At 72.3% G+C, this 19,845-nt stretch carries 20 protein-coding genes; 12 read left to right on the forward strand and 8 right to left on the reverse strand.

Annotated features, from left to right (window positions below; genetic code table 11):
- Positions 1-26: 26 nt before the first annotated feature.
- Both ITI46_RS24055 and ITI46_RS24060 read right to left on the reverse strand, forming a co-directional pair.
- Complete coding sequence (locus ITI46_RS24055) at positions 27-353, reverse strand: DUF8129 domain-containing protein (RefSeq protein WP_209241812.1); 327 nt, start codon at positions 351-353, stop codon at positions 27-29.
- Positions 354-518: 165 nt separating this feature from the next.
- A complete protein-coding gene (locus ITI46_RS24060) occupies positions 519-1,421 on the reverse strand; it encodes a helix-turn-helix domain-containing protein (protein WP_209241813.1) in 903 nt (300 codons plus the stop codon).
- Between the two features lie 86 nt (positions 1,422-1,507).
- On the opposite strand from ITI46_RS24060, the gene ITI46_RS24065 reads away from it, so the two are divergent.
- Both ITI46_RS24065 and ITI46_RS24070 read left to right on the forward strand, forming a co-directional pair.
- The gene (locus ITI46_RS24065; protein ID WP_209241814.1) at positions 1,508-2,089 is read left to right on the forward strand and encodes a TIGR03086 family metal-binding protein; all 582 of its coding nucleotides are present in this window, start codon (positions 1,508-1,510) and stop codon (positions 2,087-2,089) included.
- 196 nt (positions 2,090-2,285) lie between these two features.
- Positions 2,286-3,332 carry an NUDIX hydrolase gene (locus tag ITI46_RS24070; protein WP_209241815.1) on the forward strand — a complete coding sequence of 349 codons (1,047 nt, stop codon included), beginning with the start codon at positions 2,286-2,288 and terminating at the stop codon, positions 3,330-3,332.
- Between the two features lie 42 nt (positions 3,333-3,374).
- On the opposite strand, the gene ITI46_RS24075 is transcribed toward ITI46_RS24070, so the two are convergent.
- Complete coding sequence (locus tag ITI46_RS24075) at positions 3,375-4,790, reverse strand: dipeptidase (protein ID WP_209241829.1); 1,416 nt, start codon at positions 4,788-4,790, stop codon at positions 3,375-3,377.
- A gap of 157 nt (positions 4,791-4,947) precedes the next feature.
- Between ITI46_RS24075 and ITI46_RS24080 the strand changes: the two genes are divergently transcribed.
- Positions 4,948-6,462: a geranylgeranyl reductase family protein gene (locus tag ITI46_RS24080; RefSeq protein ID WP_372452056.1), complete on the forward strand. Its 1,515-nt coding sequence runs from the start codon at positions 4,948-4,950 to the stop codon at positions 6,460-6,462.
- 12 nt (positions 6,463-6,474) lie between these two features.
- On the opposite strand, the gene ITI46_RS24085 is transcribed toward ITI46_RS24080, so the two are convergent.
- On the reverse strand, positions 6,475-6,930 hold the full coding sequence (locus ITI46_RS24085; RefSeq protein WP_209241816.1) for a nitroreductase family deazaflavin-dependent oxidoreductase: 456 nt from the start codon (positions 6,928-6,930) through the stop codon (positions 6,475-6,477).
- Positions 6,931-7,192: 262 nt separating this feature from the next.
- Here ITI46_RS24085 and ITI46_RS24090 point away from each other — a divergent pair, with 262 nt between their 5' ends.
- Entirely contained in the window at positions 7,193-7,903 is a 711-nt protein-coding gene (locus tag ITI46_RS24090; protein ID WP_209241817.1) for a TetR/AcrR family transcriptional regulator, read from the forward strand.
- A 102-nt stretch (positions 7,904-8,005) separates the two neighbouring features.
- Here ITI46_RS24090 and ITI46_RS24095 read toward each other — a convergent pair whose 3' ends face one another.
- The gene (locus tag ITI46_RS24095; RefSeq protein WP_209241818.1) at positions 8,006-8,590 is read right to left on the reverse strand and encodes a TetR/AcrR family transcriptional regulator; all 585 of its coding nucleotides are present in this window, start codon (positions 8,588-8,590) and stop codon (positions 8,006-8,008) included.
- A 98-nt stretch (positions 8,591-8,688) separates the two neighbouring features.
- Here ITI46_RS24095 and ITI46_RS24100 point away from each other — a divergent pair, with 98 nt between their 5' ends.
- From ITI46_RS24100 to ITI46_RS24110, 3 genes are all read left to right on the forward strand, one after another.
- Positions 8,689-9,075: a nuclear transport factor 2 family protein gene (locus ITI46_RS24100; protein WP_209241819.1), complete on the forward strand. Its 387-nt coding sequence runs from the start codon at positions 8,689-8,691 to the stop codon at positions 9,073-9,075.
- 360 nt (positions 9,076-9,435) lie between these two features.
- Positions 9,436-10,626: a sensor histidine kinase gene (locus ITI46_RS24105; protein WP_209241830.1), complete on the forward strand. Its 1,191-nt coding sequence runs from the start codon at positions 9,436-9,438 to the stop codon at positions 10,624-10,626.
- A gap of 38 nt (positions 10,627-10,664) precedes the next feature.
- Positions 10,665-11,330: a response regulator transcription factor gene (locus tag ITI46_RS24110; protein WP_209241820.1), complete on the forward strand. Its 666-nt coding sequence runs from the start codon at positions 10,665-10,667 to the stop codon at positions 11,328-11,330.
- A 20-nt stretch (positions 11,331-11,350) separates the two neighbouring features.
- Here ITI46_RS24110 and ITI46_RS24115 read toward each other — a convergent pair whose 3' ends face one another.
- The 3 genes from ITI46_RS24115 to ITI46_RS24125 form a co-directional block, all read right to left on the reverse strand.
- Positions 11,351-11,815: a DUF4442 domain-containing protein gene (locus tag ITI46_RS24115; RefSeq protein WP_209241821.1), complete on the reverse strand. Its 465-nt coding sequence runs from the start codon at positions 11,813-11,815 to the stop codon at positions 11,351-11,353.
- Positions 11,816-11,873: 58 nt separating this feature from the next.
- Positions 11,874-12,710, reverse strand: a complete 837-nt coding sequence (locus ITI46_RS24120) for an alpha/beta fold hydrolase (RefSeq protein WP_209241822.1) — start codon at positions 12,708-12,710, stop codon at positions 11,874-11,876.
- Positions 12,711-12,837: 127 nt separating this feature from the next.
- A complete protein-coding gene (locus ITI46_RS24125) occupies positions 12,838-14,142 on the reverse strand; it encodes an MFS transporter (protein ID WP_209241823.1) in 1,305 nt (434 codons plus the stop codon).
- Positions 14,143-14,159: 17 nt separating this feature from the next.
- Here ITI46_RS24125 and ITI46_RS24130 point away from each other — a divergent pair, with 17 nt between their 5' ends.
- The 5 genes from ITI46_RS24130 (at position 14,160) to ITI46_RS24150 (ending at position 19,746) form a co-directional block, all read left to right on the forward strand.
- A complete protein-coding gene (locus ITI46_RS24130; RefSeq protein ID WP_209241824.1) occupies positions 14,160-15,392 on the forward strand; it encodes an ROK family protein in 1,233 nt (410 codons plus the stop codon).
- Between the two features lie 4 nt (positions 15,393-15,396).
- Positions 15,397-15,912, forward strand: coding sequence for a GNAT family N-acetyltransferase (locus ITI46_RS24135; RefSeq protein WP_209241825.1), 516 nt, complete (start codon positions 15,397-15,399; stop codon positions 15,910-15,912).
- 137 nt (positions 15,913-16,049) lie between these two features.
- Positions 16,050-16,376, forward strand: a complete 327-nt coding sequence (locus ITI46_RS24140) for an SHOCT domain-containing protein (protein WP_209241826.1) — start codon at positions 16,050-16,052, stop codon at positions 16,374-16,376.
- Positions 16,373-17,119 carry an ABC transporter ATP-binding protein gene (locus ITI46_RS24145; protein ID WP_209241827.1) on the forward strand — a complete coding sequence of 249 codons (747 nt, stop codon included), beginning with the start codon at positions 16,373-16,375 and terminating at the stop codon, positions 17,117-17,119. The genes ITI46_RS24140 and ITI46_RS24145 overlap by 4 nt, the downstream gene beginning before the upstream one ends.
- Complete coding sequence (locus ITI46_RS24150; RefSeq protein WP_209241828.1) at positions 17,116-19,746, forward strand: ABC transporter permease; 2,631 nt, start codon at positions 17,116-17,118, stop codon at positions 19,744-19,746. The genes ITI46_RS24145 and ITI46_RS24150 overlap by 4 nt, the downstream gene beginning before the upstream one ends.
- The last annotated feature ends 99 nt before the right edge of the window (positions 19,747-19,845 follow it).

Consider the following 19,845-nt stretch of genomic DNA (forward strand, 5'->3'; position numbering starts at 1 on the left):
TCGCCAGTCCCCCAAACCTCGCGCCCCTACATCTTGTGCTTGCCGTGCCGCAGCGGCTCTTCCGGTTCGGCTGCGCTCGCCGGGGAGACCGGGGAGGTGCCGGGGGTGTCGGACGGGACGTCGGGGCCTGCGGTGCGGGCGTCGCCCTCGGAGGGCTCGGCGCCGGACTCGAGCTGGTCCAGACGTGCGGTGAGGATCTGTTTCACCTGCGGCCGGTCGGCGTGTTCCTGCTCGTACTGCAGTAGCCGCTGCACCTCGTCGCTCCCCAGAGACCGGATCCGGTGCTCCACGCTCCCGGCCGGCAGCTGGTCGTAGTCGGGCAGCGGCAGGGCGTTGGACTGCTGTGCTGACATGGGCTTCCGGCCTCCTCGGGCAGAGATTCCGGTTGTACGACGTGCCAACGTCCATCCGTTCCGCTCTGGACGGGCCGTGATCCGGCGGGTAACCAGGTCGGGCGACCCGCACACGTCTCAGCGCCGGACGCGCAGCTCAGCCGGGTCGGGCCGCAGCCGGCCGCCTCAGCCGCGTGGTGGCTGGGTGTCCGCTGCCGCGCGGGCGTAGACGGAGGGCGTGACGCCCACTGCGGCGGTGAAGTCGCGGATCAAGTGGGCCTGGTCGCTGTAGCCGAGCTCGGCGGCGAGCCGGGACCAGTCCGTCCCGGGGTGGGCGGTGGCGCGCTCCATGGCCTCATGGACGCGATACCGCAGGATCGTCCATTTCGGAGTGACTCCGACATATGTGGCGAACAGCCGCTGGAGTGTGCGTACGGACAGGCCCGCGTCCGCCGCGAGCCGTTCGACGCGCAGTACCGAACGGTCGGTACGTACCCGGTGGGCCAGCTCCATTGCCCGCTCGGCGGCGGGGTCGGGGCTGGGGGAGAGGGAGAGCAGGAACGTGTCGAGCGCGGCCACCCGCTCGTCCTCCCCCGCCGGATCCAGGATTCGGGACGGTACCGCCTCGCCGGCGCCGAACGCCTCCTCGAGTGAGAGCTGCCGGCCGGTGAGTGCGGAGAGCCGGCGGGGTGGCCTGAGGAACGGGTGGAAGCCGCCGGGGCGGAACTGTACGCCGCACACCCGTCCGACCCCCTCCAGCTTGGTGGAGAAGACGCCGGTGCCCACGCCGGCGACGAGCCCTGTTCCGGGCGCGAGGTCCGCGGGGCCGCGTCGTTCGAAGACGACGTTGACGCACGGGTGCGGTACCACCTGGGAGACGTACGGCTCCTCCAGGTCCCAGTCGATCAGCCAGTAGTGCTCGACCCAGCGGCGCAGCGGCTCGGCCGGGAGTCTGCGACGGAAGCGGACGCGTGCCAGCAGCCCGGGGGCCTGCACGATGCCCCGGGTGTCCCGGCGAGGACCCTCGGCGGGAAGGTCATCTTCCGCGGTCCGTTCCAGCTCCCGGCCACGGTCGCTCCGACCTGCCATGACGGCAATCCTATGCGGCGCTCCCGGCGCCGTACCCTGTCGCGTTTCTTCAAGGCGCGGTGGGCTGCCCGGCATAGCGTGACGGTATGGCAAACGCACTTTCCCCCCTCATCGACAGCGCGGCCCGCGCGACCGACCCCGTGGTCCGCGGCGTCAGGGACGAGCAGCTGGCCTGGCCCACGCCCTGCGCCGAGTACGACGTGCGGGCGCTGCTCAACCACCTCTTCCATGTCGTCGTCGGCTTCCAGGCCCTGGCCGCCAAGGGAACCGCGGACTTCAGCACCACCCCCGACTATCTGGAGGGGGACTGGCGCACCCGTTTCGGCGACGAGACGGTCAAGCTGGCCGAAGCGTGGTCGGCGCCGGATGCGCTGGAGGGCGTCTCCCAGGGCATGGGACTGCCGCAGCGCACCGTCTGTCACATGGTGATGGGCGATCTGCTCGTACACGGCTGGGACCTCGCCCGCGCCACGGGCCAGGCGTACCGGCCCGACCCCGCAGCGCTGGGCGAAGTCGGTCCCGGATTCGAGGAAATGGCGCCCATGGCCCGGAAGGCGGGGGTGTTCGGCGAGGAGATCCCTCCTCCGCCCGATGCCACCCCGTTCGAGCGGCTGCTGATGATCACCGGACGCGACCCGTCCTGGTCGTCGCCCCAGTCACCGGCCTGACCCAGGCCCGCTCGCGGCGTCCCACCACCCCCGCCCCGTCCACTCCCTTCCCTCTCCGGGGGTCGCACGCGCCTGCCGTGCGCGCCGGGGCGCGGGCGCCGTGCCTCGTTCAGCGCCGGGAGAGCCGCCCCGGCGCGTTTCCCGCACCGGGTGATGCGGGCAACTGAACGGGGACGACGGATGAGGGGGGAACACCGTGATCGTCTGGTTGAACGGCGCCTTCGGCGCGGGAAAGACCACGGCGGCGTACGAACTCCTGGACCTGCTCCCGGGCAGCACGCTCTACGATCCCGAAGTCATCGGCGCTGAGCTGCGCTGGATGCTGCCGAAGGAACGGCTGGCGCAGATAGCCGACTTCCAGGACCTGCGCTCATGGCGGCGGCTCGTGGTGGACACGGCCGCCGCTTTGCTGACCGAGGTACCAGGCCCGCTGATCACCCCGATGACGCTGCTGCGGCGCGAGTACCGCGACGAGATGTTCGGCGCCTTCGCCGCCCGCCGGATACCCGTACGCCATCTGCTGCTGCACGTCGAGGAACCCGTGCTGCGCGAGCGTATCGACTCCCGTGCCGCCGCTGACGGCGGTGCCACCCGGGCCTGGTGTCTGAGCCATGTGCGTCCCTACCAGGAGGCGCTGCCGTGGATCACCGCTGAGGCGCACACCGTGGACACCACCTTTCTCACCCCGCGCAGTACGGCGGAGCGCCTGGCCGAGGCGATCGGCGCCGGTGCGGGCGACGTGGACATCGTGCAGACGCCGGAGCCGACCGCCGAGACGGTCGCCGCCGGGATACTGCTCTTCGACGACCGCGACCGGGTGCTGCTCGTCGATCCCACCTACAAGCCGGGCTGGGAGTTCCCCGGCGGTGTGGTGGAACCGGGTGAGGCGCCGAGTGCTGCCGGTGTGCGTGAGGTGTTCGAGGAACTGGGCCTGCGGCTGGACAGTGAGCTCGGGCTGCTCGTCGTGGACTGGGAGCGGCCGCACCCGCCGGGATACGGCGGGATGCGGCTGCTCTTCGACGGCGGACGGCTGCCGGCCGAGGCGGCAGCGGCGCTGCTGCTGCCCAGCGCCGAACTCCGCGGCTGGCGGTTCGTCACGGAGGAGGAGGCGGCGGAACTGCTGCCTCCGGTAAGGCTGGAGCGGCTGCGCTGCGCGCTCCGGGCCCGCAGGGCGGGGCACCCGCTCTACCTGGAGGGCGGCGTACCCACCGGTACCGCCGGATCGGGAAACCTGCTGCGCTGACTTCCGTACGCGGCGGACCGCGCCCTGCGGAGCGGCCGGTACTCAGGCCCCGGCGGCCTGCTCCGCATAACCGCGCAGGAACAGCGCCTCGGCCACCGCCATCCGTTCCAGTTCGCGCGGGTCCACGCTCTCGTTCACCGCGTGGATCTGCGCCTCGGGCTCGCTCAGCCCGATGAGCAGGATCTCCGCTTCCGGATAGAGCGCGTCAAGCGCGTTGCACAGCGGGATCGAGCCGCCCATCCCCGCGATCTGCATCTCCTGACCGTCGTACGCCGCGCTCAGCGCCGCGGCCATCGCGGCGTACGCCGGGCTCGAGGTGTCCGCGCTGAACGGCTGGCCCTTGCCGATCACCTCGGTCGACACCCGCGCCTGCCACGGCACGTGCGACTCCACGTGCGCGACCAGCAGTTCGATGGCCTTCCCGACGTCCGTACCCGGCGGAATCCGCAGCGAGATCAGCGCGCGCGCCGAGGCGTGCACCGACGGGGTCGCACCGACGACGGGCGGGCAGTCGATGCCGAGTACGGTCACTGCCGGGCGGGCCCACAGCCGGTCGGCGACGGCGCCGTCGCCGATCAGGCCGACCCCGTCCAGCACCTTGGCGTCGCGCCGGAAGTTCTCCTCCGGATACGGCATGCCCTCCCACCGCGCATCCGGGTCCAGCCCTTCGATGACGGTGTTGCCCTCGGCGTCCCGCAGCGAGTCCAGCGTGCGCAGCAGCGCTGCGAGCGCGTCGGGCGCCGCGCCGCCGAACAGGCCCGAGTGCAGGTTCCCTTCGAGGGTGTCCACCTGTACGCGCAGCAGCGTCATACCGCGCAGGGTGGCGGTGACGGTCGGCAGCCCGCAGCGGAAGTTGCCCGCGTCCCCGATCACGATGGTGTCGGCGGCCAGCAGCTCGGGGTGCTGCCGCGCGTACTGTTCGAGACCGCCGGTGCCCTGCTCCTCCGAGCCCTCCACGATCATCTTCACCGAGACGGGCAGCCCGCCGTTCTGCTTGACGGCGCGCAGCGCGAGCAGATGCATGATGAACCCGCCCTTGCAGTCGGCCGCACCGCGCCCGTACCAGCGCCCGTCGGCCCCGTCGGTCAGCTCGAACGGCGGGGTGTGCCAGGCTGCTTCGTCCAGCGGCGGCTGCACGTCGTAGTGCGAGTACAGCAGCACCGTGGGCGCTCCCACCGGGCCCGGCAGATACCCGTACACGGACTGGGTGCCGTCCGGGGTGTCGAGCGCCGCGACGTCCTGGAAGCCCTCGGCGCGCAGCGCCTCCGCGACCCAGGCGGCCGCGCCCTCGCACTCGCTCCGGGGAAACTGCTCAGGGTCGGCGACCGACCGGAACGCCACCAGCTCGGCGAGCTCGGTCCTCGCCCGCGGCATGAGCGAGGCGACCGTCGCGGCGACCTCCGACGCCTGTGGGTCGGATGATGCGGAAGAAGTGGACGAAGCGGACGAGGAAGGCATAGCCGCCGGGTCGGACGAAGGCTGCTGCATGGGGAACGCTCCTTGTGGGCGCGACGTTGGCACACGTGTACGGAGACATGTGTATCGCACATGATCGGGCCCGTAGGATGCGATGGGCCATTCCGTAAGCCGAGGTCAAGCGGGAGCACAACACATCGTGAGCAGCGAGCACGCAGCCGGGAACGAGGACGTCGAGCCTGCGGAGGGTGCCGGTACGGGTGGGGCGGACGGGCCGGGCGAGCCCGGTGAGCAGCCCGTCGAAACCCGCGGCGAAGCCCCGGCCGCAACTCCCGCCGAAATCCCCGCCGAGATCCCCGTCGAGGGATCCGCGGCGGACGGGGGAGAGGACCGCCCCGTCTGGGACGTCGTCGTGGTCGGTGCCGGGCCCGCCGGAGCCTCGGCCGCCTACGCCGCGGCCGTCGCGGGCCGCAGCGTACTGCTCCTGGAGAAGGCCGAACTGCCCCGCTACAAGACGTGCGGCGGTGGCATCATCGGCCCCTCCCGTGACGCTCTGCCGCCCGGCTTCGACCTCCCCCTGCGGGAGCGCGTGCACGCGGTGACCTTCTCCCTCAACGGCAAGCTCACCCGCACCCGCCGCTCCCGCAACATGCTCTTCGGCCTCGTCAACCGGGACGAGTTCGACAACAGCCTGGTCGAGTCGGCCCTCAAAGCCGGGGCTGAGGTGCGTACCGGCGTCACGGTCTCGCGCGTCGAACAGCACGGCCCCGCCGTGCCCGACCGCCGTACGGTGGCCGTCGTGCTGGCGGGCGAGGAGCAGCCCGTCCTCGCCCGTGCTGTCGTCGGCGCCGACGGCAGCGCCAGCCGGATAGGCGCACATGTCGGCGTGAAGATGGGCCAGGTGGACCTCGGTCTCGAGGCCGAGATCCCGGTTCCGGAAAGCGTCGCCGAGGACTGGGCCGGGCGCGTGCTCGTGGACTGGGGCCCGCTGCCCGGCAGTTACGGCTGGGTCTTCCCGAAGGGCGACACTCTCACCGTCGGCGTCATCTCGGCCCGCGGCGAGGGCGCTGCCACCAAGCGCTATCTGGACGACTTCATCGGCCGCCTCGGTCTCGCCGGGTTCGAACCCCGCATCTCCTCCGGCCACTTGACCCGCTGCCGCACCGACGACTCGCCGCTCTCCCGTGGCCGGGTACTGGTCTGCGGCGACGCTGCCGGGCTGCTCGAGCCCTGGACCCGCGAGGGCATCTCCTTCGCGCTGCGCTCGGGACGGCTGGCCGGGGAGTGGGCGGTACGGATCGCCGAGGCGCACGACGCGGTGGACGCCCGGCGGCAGGCCCTCAACTACGCCTTCGCCGTCAAGGCCGGGCTCGGCGTCGAGATGGGCGTGGGACGGCGGCTGCTGCGGATCTTCTCCCGCCGCCCCGGCCTCTTCCACGCGGCGCTCACCGGATTCCGTCCCGCCTGGAACGTCTTCGCCCGCTTCACCCGCGGCGCCACCTCCCTCGCCGAGGTCGTCCGCGTGCACCCCATCGCCCGCCGCGCCCTGGACACCCTGGACCGCCGGGAGCCAGAACGGGACGAACGGGCTGACCGGGCCGAGGAGGGTGACACCACGATCGCTCCCGACAGCGACAGCGGGACCGTTGACGGCAGCGCCGGTGACGGCGGTTCGGGCGGCGCCGACGGGCCGACGTCCGGGCGCTCGGCGTAGCCCCCGGGGCGTTCAGCCGGTGTAGGTGAGCCGGAAGACGGGGTGACGCTCCGCCACCGAGCGGAGCTCCTCGTCGGAGGAGTCGGGACCGACGCCCTCGAAGAACGCCCCCACCTCCCATTTCCACTTGCGCAGGTAAGCCCGCAGTATCTCGGGCTTCTCCGCGTCGGGCACCTCGGTCGCGGTGAACGGCCGGCCCCGCTTGCCGCGGAACATCTCACCCCCGCCGGCGGCGCGCATGTTGTGCGTCCACTGGACGTGTCCGCGCGCGGCCACCAGGTAGACCTCGCCCTCGTGGGTGAGCGGGTTGACCGGGGTGCGCCGCCACTCGCCGCTCTTGCGCCCCTTGACCGCCAGCACACTCGACCCCGCCAGGCTGATGCCCCGCCGGGAGAGCCAGGAGACGGTGGGGTTCAGCACCTTGTTGGTGAACGAGCCGGGGCGCTTGACGTAGGGCTGGGCTGACATGTGTGCCTCCGTTGTGGGCGGGTGCGGGTGCGGGTGGGTGTGGTGAGCGGTGATCTGAAGCGAGAGCAGTGCTCTCGTTGCAGAGCAGTGTTGCAGCATTGGCGCTTAAGGGCAAGAGCGGCGCTCCGAGAGGAGAGCGCCGCTCTCGAAATGGTGCGCCGATCGCAATTAAGAGCGCCGCACCGCTATGCGACCGCCGCTCCGCACTGCGGCCATCGCTCTCGACGTTGAGCACCGCTCTCATCCCTGGCACACTGCTCTCATGGCCAGCAAGATCCAGGGCGCCCGGCAGCGCGCCCGCGGCGAGATCACCACCGCGATCAAGGACGAGGCGCGGCGCCACCTCGCGGACGAGGGCGCCGCCCGCCTCTCTCTCCGCGCCGTCGCCCGCGAGCTCGGCATGGTCTCGTCCGCGCTCTACCGCTACTTCCCCAGCCGTGACGACCTGCTGACGGCGCTGATCACCGACGCCTACGGCGCGGTCGGCGCCGCGGCCGAAGCGGCGCGTGCCGAGGCCGAGTCGGTGGCGGACTCGCATCTCGTCCGCTGGCGGGCCGTATGCCGTGCTGTCCGGGCGTGGGCGCTGGAGCACCCGCACGAGTACGCGTTGATCTACGGTTCGCCCGTCCCCGGGTACGAGGCTCCGCCCAGCACCACCCAGCCCGCCTCGCGTGTCGGTCTCGCGCTGCTGGGGATTCTCCGTGACGCGCACACCAGTGGTGCGCTGCGTGAGCCCGCTCGGACCGCCGCGGCGCCGGAGGCGGTTCTGAAGGACGCCGAGCGCCTGGTCGGGGACCTCGGGGTGCAGTTGCCGGCGGCGGTGGCGGCGGAGGCGGTGGCTGCGTGGTCGCAGCTGTTCGGGTTGGTCAGCTTCGAGCTGTTCGGGCAGTTCACCAATGTCGTCGCCGCGCGGGAGGCGTTCTTCGACCATGCCGTCGAGCGCCTGGCCGACCAGGTGGGCCTGCGCCGCTAGCTTGGGGTTCGACCTCAGCCGACTTGCCCGCTCCGTCTCCGCGGTGTTCGCCGTTGGCGTGTGCAAGGCTCCGTTCCGCCGGAGCGGTGAGCCTGTCGAAGGTCAAGGTTCAAGCGGGGGCTCCCCGATGAGTCCCGAGACGAGTTCGCGGACGTACGCCTCATCCGTACCGGGAATCGAGAAGACCACCCGGAAGTAGAGCGGCGCGATGATCCGGTCCAGCACCTGTTCCAGGGGCGGGGGCGGGGTTGCGTCGCCGTGCTCCCGCGCCGTGTCGAGTACGGAGCGGAAGCGCTCGCTGACCCTGCGCAGGCACTCACGGAGTCCGTCGCGCCGCTCGTCGACATCGGGTGCAACCTCGGCGCGGAAGAACGCGATGCCGCCGGGCCGGGAGAGCTCCGCCAGCGTCCAGACTGCCTGGTTCTCCAAATCGGTGCGCAGGTCGCCGACGAGCGGGGGTGCGTCGGCGTCGCCGCGCTGCTTGGCGATGTCGGCCAGGAGCGCGGCGACCGTGCCCCAGCGCCGGTAGAGGGAGCTGGAGTTGACCCCCGCACGCTCGGCCACGGCGGGGAGGGTCACCTGGTCGGCGCCGCGCTCGCTCACCAGCGCGACCGCGGCGCTGTGTACGGCGGCACGGACGCGGGCGCTGCGGCCGCCGGGCCGCTTCGTCGATGCGTCAGTGTTCACCCCTCCATTCTAAAGCAGAGATTTGCGCTTTAACTGGCAGCATGCTTACAGTCGCACTAAGGCGGAGATCACCGCTTTAGTGCTGCGAAGGGAATGCCATGTCCAACAACGAAGCCGCCCTCGCCCTCGGGCGCAGCTTCCACCAGGCCCTCATCTCGCGCGACTGGGACGGCATCCGGGCCCTGCTGCACGACGACGCCACCTGGACCCTGCCCGGCGACAACACCATCTCCGGCACAGCCGACGGCGCCGATGCAGTGGTGGAACGCGCTCAGTTGATCGCCTCGTACGGCCTCGACTTCAAGCTGCTGCACATCCTGGTCAGCAGGGAGAACCTGGCGCTCTCCCTGCACAACACCGCACGCCGGGAGGACGCCGTGCTGGACGAATATCTGGCCACGGTCTGCCGGCTCCGCGACGGAAAGATCGCGAGTATCGAGACGTACCTCTCCGACGTGCCCGGGATGAACGCCTTCTTCGTCTGACGACTCCCAGCTCGGGTCCTGACGTTCGCCCGGCTCCTCGCTGCGGATCTTGTTCCGGTGAGGGGTGCCTCTGCCGTCGGTCGCCGGTTGCGGCTCACCTGCTGTCGGCTTCGGGTGCCTGGTGGTTGTTCGCGGAGCTCTCCGTGCCGCTGACGGGGCGCGGGCACGTACTCCCCCGGGAGTAGCTGTCCGCACCGCGCTCGGCTGACGCCGCGAGGTGCGGGTCAGGTCTAGCGTGAGGGTGTGACCAGCAGGCTCCCGTTCCGCCGCCCATCCTGTGCGTCGACGCACCGGCGTTCCGGCGCGCCCCCTCCCTCCGACGGCGACCCGGCCACCGGCTGGGCACCGTTCCCCCCATGGCTGCACCGGCCCGGGCAGCAGGGGCACGGCCTGTGGGCCCGGCGCATCCCGTGGGCCTCCTCGTTCGCCGTCCTCGTCTTCCAGCAGGTCGGCAGCACGTTCGCCGCGGACAACCAGCGGGCGGAAACCGTGGGCCTGGACGGTGCGGCGCGGGCGCTGCTGGTGCTCGGGCCGCTGTTCCTGCTGCTGCGGCACCGGTTTCCCCGTACCGCCGTGTTCGGTACGTCGGCGGTCACGCTGGCGTATCTGGCGGCCGGATATCCCTACGGACCGGTGCTGGTCAGTGTCGTGGTAGCCGGGTTCGCGGCGCTCGTCGCCGGTCAGCGGTACGCGACCTGGGGTGCGTTGGGAGCGCTGTGGGTCGGCCAGCTGCTGGCTGCGCACACGTTCTACGGCTGGCTGCCGCCGGAGGGGGACGGGCCGGGGCCGTGGGGGACCGACCTGTTCATGGCCGTCTGGATGATCGCGCTGTGCACGGCGGGCGACCTGGCCCGGGTGCGCCGAGCCGAGCGCGAGCGCCGAGTGCGGGAGGAAGAGGAGGCCGCGCGGCGCCGGGCCGACGAGGAGCGGCTGCGGATCGCCCGCGAGCTGCACGACGTACTGGCGCACAGCATCTCCGTCATCAATGTGCAGGCGGGCGTGGGTCTCGCACTGCTGGACTCCGACCCGGCGCAGGCCCGTACGGCGCTCACCACCATCAAGTCCGCCAGTAAGGAGGCGCTCGGCGAGGTGCGGCAGGTGCTGGCCACGCTGCGGGCGCCGGGGGACGCGCCCCGCGCGCCCGCGCCGGGCCTCGACCGGCTCGGCGAGCTGGCCGAGCAGGCGGCGAGCGCCGGGCTCCAGGTCACCACCGAGACGGAGGGCACGCCGGTACCTCTGCCACCGGGGGCGGATCTCGCGGCGTTCCGCGTCGTGCAGGAGGCGCTCACCAATGTCGTACGGCACTCCGGCTCCCGTACCGCCGAGGTGCGGATCCGCTACGGGACAGAGGTGCTGGAGCTGGTCGTCGAGGACGAGGGGCCCGCGACCGGCACCGGGCCGACGGGCGGTGGCAACGGGCTGGTCGGGATGCGCGAGCGTGCCGCGGCGTTCGGCGGCACCGTCGAGGCGGGGCGGCGTCCGGACGGCGGCTTCCGCGTCCATGCGACGATCCCGCTGCGCTCCGGGGAGAAGAGGCCGCCGCTACAGTGAGCGGCCCCGGCCGCGAGTTGCCGAGACGAGGAGAGACCGTGATCCGTGTGCTGCTGGCCGACGACCAGCTTCTGGTGCGCGCCGGATTCCGCGCGCTGCTGGACGCGCAGCCCGACATCGAGGTGGTGGGCGAGGCGGCCGACGGCCAGGAGGCGGTCGCGCTGGTGCGGGAACTGGGCCCGGATCTGGTCCTGATGGACATCCGGATGCCCGTGGTGGACGGTCTGGCCGCCACTCGCCGTATCACCTCCGACCCGGAGCTGGGCGAGGTGAAGGTGGTCATGCTGACCACCTTCGAGTTGGACGAGTACGTCTTCGAGGCGCTGCGTTCGGGGGCTTCGGGCTTCCTCGTCAAGGACACCGAGCCGGAGGAACTGGTGCGCGCCGTGCGTGCCGTGGTCGACGGTGACGCCCTGCTGTCGCCGGGCGTCACCCGGCGGCTCATCGAGGAGTTCGCGGCCCGCTCGAAGGAGCCCGCCGGGATCGAGGGGCTGTCCGAACTCACCGAGCGGGAACGGGAGGTGATGGCATTGGTGGGGATAGGGCTCTCGAACGAGGAGATCGCCCGCCGGCTGGTCGTCTCGCCGCTGACCGCCAAGACCCATGTGAGCCGCACGATGGTCAAGCTGGGCGCCCGCGACCGCGCCCAGCTCGTCGTCCTCGCCTACGAGTCGGGCCTGGTGCGCCCGGGCTGGCTCGGCTGAGCCCCACCGGGGGCCTGCGGTCAGCTGTCCCGTTTGCGGCGTACGTAGAGCTGCTTGCGGACGCGGGCGACGACGGTGCCGTCGGCGGCGGTGACCGTCGACTCGAACCAGGGCAGCGCCTTGGAGCCGTCCGCGGTGGCGGCGCGGATCTCCTCCAGCCGGTCCTCGGTCACCTTGAACTCGGCGTAGACATCGCCGCGTCCGGGGGAGACGAACTCGATCTCGGCTGCCTTGTCCCACACCACGTACCCCCGGCCCAGCCGGTTGACCGCCAGCAGGCACCAGAAGGGGTCGCTCATCGAGTAGAGCGAACCGCCGAACTGGGTGCCGAAGTAGTTGCGGTTCAGCCGGCCGAGCTTCAGCCGTACCCGGGCGCTGCTCCAGTCGTCGGCGATGTCCAGGACGCGGATGCCCGCGAAGCGGTACGGCGGGTACCAGTTCAGGGCCCGTGCCAGCCCTTTCGGGGTGCGCAGCAGCTGTGCCATGAGCGGGACGTTAGCACCGGGCCCTACCCGCGGGTAATCACTTGTCGCCCAGGAAACCTCAGCCCAGGAACCTCATCAGCGCCGCGGTCAGCTCTGCCGGGGCGTCTTCCTGTACGAGGTGGCCCGCGCCCTCGATCATCTGCAGCCGGGCGCCGGGGATCCGGTCGGCCAGCTGCTGCGCGTTCTCGGCGCGGATCCACGCGTCGTCCCTGCCCCAGCAGATGAGAACCGGCACCGCTGTCTCGCCGTACCGCTCTTCCGCCTCGAGTGTCCAGCGGTGGTCGTTCTGGGCGATCTGCCGGAAGAACGCGGGCTGCCCGGCCTCGTCCAGCCAGGGCCGGGCCAGCTGGTCGAGCACGTCCGGGTGCAGGCCCCGCGCGCTGGCGGAGGAGATGTACTCACGGACCATGGCGCGGTGCAGTGCGGGCGGCAGCCGGCTGAAGATGTCCGGGTGCGCGCCCATCAGCTTGTACGTCGGTGACCCCCAGGAGTCGAAGGCCACGACGACGTCCACCAGGGCGAGCCTTTCGTACGCCGCTCCGTGCAGCAGGTGCGCCCGCATGGCGACCGTGCCGCCGAAGTCGTGGGCCACCACGGCGGGCCGCTCCAGCGCCCAGTGCTCCAGGAGTTCGGTGAACACCCGGGCCTGCGCACCGAGGCCGACGTCCTGCCCCTCGTACTTCGCCGAGGCGCCGTAGCCGGGCATGTCCCATACGTACACGTGGTGGTCGGCCGCGAGCGTGCGGGCGACGCTCCGCCAGGTGTACGAGGACCAGGGTGTCCCGTGCAGCAGCACCACGGGCGGCAGCGCCGGGTCGCCGAGGGCGGCCCAGCGCACCGTTCCGGTCGAGCTCTCGAAGGTGCGGTCCAGCTTCCAGGTGTCGGTCGTGTTCATGGGCACCACTCTCCGGGCCGGGGAAGCGGCAGAACACTGGCCTGAGTGACGACAAACGCAAGATTCTGGTCACATCCTCCGAGTCGCTGGGGTACGGCGGGCGCGAGGGTGCCGCCCACCGTGCGACTCACCCTTCGGGCAATACCGCCCGCCGCGTCATCGCCGCCGTCACCGAGGCCAGCGCCGCCAGCAGTGCGACCGTCAACAGTGCCGCCTGGAGCGAGAACCAGTCCGCGAGGAAGCCGATGGCCACCGGGCCGAGCAGGATGCCGCCGTAGCCGAACGTGGAGGCGGCGGCGACCCCGCCGGGTCCCGCGAGGTCGCCGGCGCGCCCGATGGCGATGGGGAAGACGTTGGCCAGTCCGAGACCGGTGAGCACGAAGCCGCCGAGGGCCGGCCAGACCGACGGCGCGAGCGACCCCAGCAGCATGCCGCAGCACCCCAGCGCGCCCCCGCCGACCAGTACACGCGCGGGGCCCAGCCGTTCGACGAGCGTCGTGCCCGAGAGCCGTCCCAGCGTCATGGCCCCGGCGAACACCGAGTAGCCGGAGGCGGCGAGGCCCGCGCTCGCCCCCAGATCGTCCGTCAGATGCAGCGCGCTCCAGTCGGCCAACGCCCCCTCGCCGTACGCTGTGCAGAGTGCGATCAGCCCCAGCACGGCGACCAGCCGGCGCGCCCGCCCGGTCATCCGCGCGCCCCGCGTGCGGCTGGTGTCCTGCGTGCGGCTGGTGTCCTGCGTGCGGCTGGTGTCCTGCGTGCGGTCCATCTCCCGCGCAGGCTCCGCACGTCGCGCCACCGGCAGCCGGTGGCGCAGCAGGGGCCGGGCGGCGAGTGCGGCGACGACCAGCCCCGCGACCGTGAGGAGCAGCAGATGCCGGGTGGGGCTCAACTCCCCGGCGAGCAGCCCTCCCAGCCCTGCGCCGACCATCCCGCCGAGACTGAAGGCGGCGTGGAAGCCCGGCATCACCGGGCGGCGCAGCGCGGCGATCAGATCGACGGCGGTGCTGTTGAGGGCGACGTTCATCCCTCCGTACGCGGCGCCGAAGACCAGCAGGACCAGGCCGAGGGCGAGCGCCGAGCGGGTGAGCGGCGGCAGTGCCACACTCAGCGGCAGCAGAAAGCCGCACGCGAGCAGCACGGGCTGGTTGCCGAAGCGGGAGCACAGCCGTCCGGTCACCATCATGGTGGCGACGGCTCCCGCCGACACGCCGAGCAGGGCGAGGCCCAGAGTGCTGGCCGAGGCGCCCGTCTGGGCCTTGACGGCGGGGATGCGTACCACCCAGCCGGCGAAGAGGAAGCCATCGAGAGCGAAGAAAGCGGTCAGTGCGTAACGGAGGCGGCGCAGGTCCGGGTGGTGGGGAGCGGCGGAGGACCGGCCGCCGTGCCCCTTTGCACCGGCGAGCGCCGACCGTATTTTGTTTAGTGTCGGCACAAAGAGAGAATAGAGGCGTGACCCCTACGCGTACAACAAAATTGGAGAGAGGGCGTTCGGCGCTCGGGCCCGCACTGGAGCTGGTCCACACCGGGCAGGCGCCCACCCGCGCCGTGCTCACCGCCGAACTGGGCGTGACCCGGGCGACCGCCGGGGCTGTTGCCGCAGAACTGGAAGCCCTCGGGCTCATCACCGTCGACGCCCATCCCACAGCCCCCGTCGGCAGTCAGGGCCGCCCCTCCCACCGGCTTGCCATCGATCCCGCCGGACCCGTGGCGCTGGCCGCGCAGATCCACGCGGACGGCTACCGCGCGGCGCTGGTCGGCCTCGGCGGTCGCATCGTCGCCACCGCGCCCGGCTGCGGCACCGTGGACGCCGACCCCGCACTGGTCATCAGCGAAGTCGTTCAGGTGGGCGCCGAGTTGCTGCGCGGCACGGGGCGGCGCTGCGTCGGCGCGGGGCTCGCCGTGCCCTCGGCTGTCGCCGAACCGGAGGGCACCGCGCTCAACCCACTGCACCTCGCCTGGGAGGCGGGCGCCCCGGTCCGCGACACCTTCCGTACGTGCCTTGCCGATGCCGGCGTCACCGGCCCGGCCGGTGACGCTCCGGTCACCGGGTTCGCGGCCAACGACGTCAACGTCGCGGCGCTGGCCGAGCACCGGCACGGCGCCGGACGTGGCGCCCGCCATCTGCTCGTCGTCGGAACCGGGCACCACGGTGTCGGCGGCGCGCTCGTGCTCGACGGGCGGCTGCACACCGGAAGTTCGGGGCTCGCCCTGGAGGTCGGCCATCTGACCGTGGACCCCGAGGGCCGCCCCTGCCACTGCGGCAGTCGCGGCTGCCTCGATGTGGAGACCGACCCCGTGGCGCTCTTCGACGCCGCCGGACGCGAGGCTGCGCCCGGCACCTCCCTGCTGACCCAGGCCGCCGAACTGGTCCGTACGGAGTACGACACCGACCCCGGGGTGCGCGAGGCGGCCGGCCGGCTCATCGACCGGCTCGGGCTCGGCCTCGCCGGGCTGGTCAACATCCTCAACCCGGACCGCATCGTGCTCGCCGGGCTGCACCGCGCCCTGGTGGAGGCGGACGGCGACCGGCTGCGCGGCGTCGTCGCCGACCGCAGCCTGTGGGGGCGCAGCGGCAGCGTGCCCGTACTGCCCAGCGAGCTGGAGCACAACTCCCTCGTCGGCGCTGCGGAGTTGGCCTGGCAACCGGTGCTCGATGACCCGATCGGAGCCCTGGGAGGATAGGCCCATGCTTATCCGAGCGGGTACCGCCCGCGAACTCGGCAGGCTCCAGGAGATCGAACGGGCCGCGGGCCGGTGGTTCCGCGACCTGGGGATGGACGAGATAGCCGACGACGAGCCGCCCTCGACGGAGTGCCTGCGCGAGTTCGCGGACGCGGGCGGGCTGTGGGTCGCGACGGACACCACCGGCGGCCCGCCCGTCGCCTACGCGCTGGCCGAACCGGTCGACAGCTGCCTGCACATCGAACAGCTCTCCGTCCACCCGGACCGCGCCCGGCGCGGCATCGGCCGCGCCCTCCTCGACCACCTGGCGGCCCGGGCAGCCGCCGATCTGATGCCCGCGCTCACCCTCACCACCTTCACCGACGTCCCCTGGAACGCGCCCTACTACGCCCGCCTCGGCTTCCGCGCCCTCACTGAAGCCGAACTCTCCCCCGGCCTACGGGAGATCCGCACCAGGGAGTCCAAAGCAGGCCTGGACCGCTGGCCCCGCGTGTGCATGCGCCGCGAGGTGGGTCACTAGGCGTACCGCGCCCCGAAGCTCGTACTCCCGGGGAGGTATCCATACTGCCGCTGGCTGTACGACGACCCGGACCCCGCTGAGCGCACACCCTCGGTAGCGACAACGCAGCACCAGCCGCTACCGAGGAGCTGAGAGCAATGCAGACCCTGGCGCACTGGCACAACGGGGGAGGCCCAGGACCCTGGATCCTGTTCTTCCCGTTCATCTGGGCCGCCGTCATCGCAGGCGGGATCTTCCTGCTGCGCCGCACCGTGTGGCGCGGTGGCCGCGGACCGCGCCGCCCCTGGGGGCCGCAGCCGCAGCCGCGTACGGCACCGGGAGGGGCCGAGAGCCCGCTGGACATGCTCGACCGGCGCTTCGCGCAGGGCGAGCTGGACGAGGACGAGTACTGGCGCCGCGTCTCCGTACTGAACGAGAGCACCCGTGAGCGCTACCGCGGCGAGTCCGAGGGCGGCAAGCGATGACCGCCACCCCCGCGGCCCACCTCACCGCCGCCGTGAAGGTCTACGGCGGCGGTGACACGGAAGTCCGCGCACTCGACGGTGTGACGCTCGGCTTCGAAGCGGGCCGCTTCACCGCCATCATGGGCCCGTCGGGATCGGGCAAGTCCACCCTGATGCACTGCGCCGCCGGGCTGGACACGCTCACCTCGGGCCAGGCGTACATCGGCGGCACCGAGCTCGGCTCCCTGGGCGACAAAAAGCTCACCCTGCTGCGCCGCGAGCGGGTCGGCTTCGTCTTCCAGGCGTTCAACCTGCTGCCGACCCTCACCGTCGCCGAGAACATCACCCTCCCGCAGGACCTGGCGGGCTCCCGGCCCGACCCGGAGTGGACCGCGGCCCTCATCGACGTCGTCGGGCTCGGCGACCGGCTGCACCACCGGCCCGGCGAGCTCTCCGGTGGCCAGCAGCAGCGGGTCGCCGTCGCCCGGGCGCTCGCCTCCCGGCCCGAGGTGGTCTTCGCCGACGAGCCCACCGGCAACCTCGACTCCCGCTCCGGGGCCGAAGTGCTCGGTCTGCTGGGCCGCGCGGTGCACGAGATGGGCCGCACCGTCGTCATGGTCACCCACGACCCGGTGGCAGCCGCACACGCCGACGAGGTCGTCTTCCTCGCCGACGGCCGGCTCGCCGGGCGCATGCAGCAGCCGACGGCCGAGCGGGTGCTGGACCAGCTCAAGTCGTACGACCGTAAGGAGGCGGCCCGATGAGCACCGACACCAGAGCTCGTGGGGGCGCCGGCAGCACACCCCCGGCGACCGGGGCAGGTGGCAGCGCCCGGGCCGCGGTGCGGATCAGCTTCGCCTCGCTGCGTACCCACAAACGGCGCTTCGCCGGCACCTTCTCGGCCGTACTGCTGGGCGTCGCCTTCCTCACCGGCACCCTCGTCATGGGTGACACACTGCGGGCCAGCTTCGACTCGCTGTTCGGCAACGCCACCAGCGGCACCGACGCGGTGGTGCGCAGCGAGGGCGTCATTGCCACCTCCGACAACGCGATGGGCACCCGCAGCCCGCTGCGCACCGGCGAGAGCCTGAAGGCCATACGCGCAACGCCCGGCGTCGCCGCCGCAGAACCCAGCATCGAGGGTGCGGGCCAACTCGTCGGCGCGGACGGCGAACCCGTCGGCGGCCAGGGCCCGCCCACCACGGCCGGCAACTGGATCCACGACAAGCAGCTCAACCCCTACGAACTCTCCCAGGGCCGGGCACCCCGCTCCTCCGGCGAGGTCGTCGTCAACGAGGGCGCCGCCGAGTCGGGCAAGCTCGAGATCGGTGACGTGACGACCCTGCGCACCCCGGACCCCGTCCGGGTGAAGATCGTCGGGCTGGCCACCTTCGGCGGCGAGAGCGGCATGGGGCAGTCCACCTTCGCCGGGATGACCCGCGCGGACGCCGAGACGTATCTGATGCCCGAGCCCGGCATGGCCGCCGCCATCCGGGTGCGGGCCGAGGACGGCACCAGCCAGCAGCAGCTCGCCGAGCGGCTGGAGACCGCGCTGCCCAAGGGTGTGGAGGCCGTCACCGGCGAAGAGGCGGCCGAGGAGAACTCCGAGAACATCTCCGGCCAGTTCCTGACCCTCTTCACCAGCCTGCTGCTCGTCTTCTCCGGCATCGCGCTGCTGGTCGCGGTCTTCTCCATCCACAACACGTTCGCGATCGTCGTCGCCCAACGCACCCGGGAGAACGCCCTGTTGCGTGCCCTGGGCGCCTCCCGCCGCCAAGTGCTGGGCACCACACTGAGCGAGGCCGCGGTCGTCGGCGCGGTGGCCTCCGCTGTGGGGCTCGCCGGGGGACTCGGTATCGCCGCCGGGCTCCAGGCGCTCTTCCCCGCGGTCGGATTCCCCTTCCCCGAGGGCTCGTTGGTCATCAGCGCCCTGTCCCTGCTGCTGCCGCTCGGCGTCGGAATCGCGGTGTGCCTCGCCTCCGCGCTGCTGCCCGCCGTACGGGCCGCCCGCACCGCGCCGCTGGCGGCACTGCGGGAGACCAGCGCGGAAGACAGCCGCGTCTCGCGCCGCCGCGCCGCTCTCGGGCTCGTGCTCGGCGCCACCGGGATCGCCGTCACCGCGCTGGGGGCCGCCTCCGGCAGCAGGTCGGTGACGCTGACCGCGGCAGGGGCCGTCACGGTGCTCGCGGCGTTCATCGTCCTCGGCCCACTGGCGGCTACCTTCGCCGTACGCGCACTGGGCGGGCCGGTGGCCAGGCTGCGCGGCACGACCGGGGCGCTCGCCCAGCGGAACGCGCTGCGCAGTCCCAAGCGCACCGCGGCGACCGCAGGGGCGCTGATGATCGGCGTCGCCGTCGTCACCCTGTTCACCGTCTTCGCGTCCTCGCTGAAGGCGATGATGGACGAGACCGTCAGCCGCAACTTCGCCGGAGACGTGGCCGTCAGCACCCCGGGCTTCGGCGCCGGCGGCAGCGACCTGAGCCCCGGTCTGGCTCCCGCCGTGCAACGGCTGCCGGAGGTGGACACGGCGCTCGGCCTCGGCCAGGGCGTCGCCCGCGTCGAGGGAGCGGGCCAGGAGCTGACCGTCACCGATCCGGCGAAGCTGCCCCGCGTCATGCACCTGGGCGAGGTGGACGGCTCACTCACAGGGCTGGGCACCCGCGGCATCGCCGTCTCGCGCAGCGAGGCCGCCGACCACGGCTGGCACCCCGGCTCCACCACGACCCTCACCTTCACCGACGGTGCCAAGCAGCGCTTCACCGTCCGCGCCGTCTACGAGACGGGCGAACTGACCGGCGACTACGTCATCACCCCCCAGGCGTGGGCCCCGCACCGCACGCAGAACTCCGACCGGTTGCTGGCCGTCGGCTTCAAGGACGGCGTCTCGCAGGAAGCGGGCAAGGCAGCAGTGCAGCGGGTGGCCGACCGCTACGGCAAGCCCGAGGTGCAGACCCGCGAGGAGTACGCGCAGTCCTCGGCCGGCGGAATCGACATGATGCTCACCCTCGTCTACGCGCTGCTGGGCCTCGCCGTGCTCATCGCACTGCTGGGCATCGCCAACACCCTCACCCTCGCCGTGCACGAGCGCACCAGGGAGCTGGGGCTGCTGCGTTCGGTCGGCCAGACCCGCGGCCAGCTGCGGGCCATGGTGCGCTGGGAGTCGGTGCTGGTGGCCGCCTTCGGCACGGTCGGCGGACTCGCACTCGGTGCCTTCCTGGGCTGGGCACTGGTACGGGCCACCGACAGCCGAGGGCTGAGCGTCCTGAGCCTGCCGCCGCTGCAGTTGACGGTCGTCGCCCTGGTCGGCGCCGTCGCCGGGCTGCTGGCCGGCTGGCGCCCCGCCCGCAGGGCCGCACGCCTGGACGTGCTGCGCGCCATCGCCACTGAGTAGCCCTTGCAGGGGACGGCCACGCTGCCGCGGGACCTCAGCCCGCGGTGGCGGGTTCCGCCTCGGCCGGGGGCGGTACGGGCGCCGGGGTCGGGTCCGGGG

Origin of the sequence: Streptomyces oryzae (assembly GCF_017676365.1) — a bacterium.
Classification (GTDB): Bacteria; Actinomycetota; Actinomycetes; order Streptomycetales; family Streptomycetaceae; genus Streptomyces; species Streptomyces oryzae.

Excerpts from the sequence above, each read along its gene's own strand:
- ITI46_RS24135 (WP_209241825.1), top strand. The coding sequence starts at position 15,397 with ATGCTTATCCGAGCGGGTACCGCCCGCGAACTCGGCAGGCTCCAGGAG.
- ITI46_RS24150 (WP_209241828.1), top strand. The coding sequence starts at position 17,116 with ATGAGCACCGACACCAGAGCTCGTGGGGGCGCCGGCAGCACACCCCCG.
- ITI46_RS24090 (WP_209241817.1), top strand. The coding sequence starts at position 7,193 with ATGGCCAGCAAGATCCAGGGCGCCCGGCAGCGCGCCCGCGGCGAGATC.
- ITI46_RS24065 (WP_209241814.1), top strand. The coding sequence starts at position 1,508 with ATGGCAAACGCACTTTCCCCCCTCATCGACAGCGCGGCCCGCGCGACC.
- ITI46_RS24055 (WP_209241812.1), bottom strand. The coding sequence starts at position 353 with ATGTCAGCACAGCAGTCCAACGCCCTGCCGCTGCCCGACTACGACCAG.
- ITI46_RS24120 (WP_209241822.1), bottom strand. The coding sequence starts at position 12,710 with ATGAACACGACCGACACCTGGAAGCTGGACCGCACCTTCGAGAGCTCG.
- ITI46_RS24100 (WP_209241819.1), top strand. The coding sequence starts at position 8,689 with ATGTCCAACAACGAAGCCGCCCTCGCCCTCGGGCGCAGCTTCCACCAG.
- ITI46_RS24085 (WP_209241816.1), bottom strand. The coding sequence starts at position 6,930 with ATGTCAGCCCAGCCCTACGTCAAGCGCCCCGGCTCGTTCACCAACAAG.
- ITI46_RS24075 (WP_209241829.1), bottom strand. The coding sequence starts at position 4,790 with ATGCCTTCCTCGTCCGCTTCGTCCACTTCTTCCGCATCATCCGACCCA.
- ITI46_RS24115 (WP_209241821.1), bottom strand. The coding sequence starts at position 11,815 with ATGGCACAGCTGCTGCGCACCCCGAAAGGGCTGGCACGGGCCCTGAAC.
- ITI46_RS24060 (WP_209241813.1), bottom strand. The coding sequence starts at position 1,421 with ATGGCAGGTCGGAGCGACCGTGGCCGGGAGCTGGAACGGACCGCGGAA.
- ITI46_RS24140 (WP_209241826.1), top strand. The coding sequence starts at position 16,050 with ATGCAGACCCTGGCGCACTGGCACAACGGGGGAGGCCCAGGACCCTGG.
- ITI46_RS24145 (WP_209241827.1), top strand. The coding sequence starts at position 16,373 with ATGACCGCCACCCCCGCGGCCCACCTCACCGCCGCCGTGAAGGTCTAC.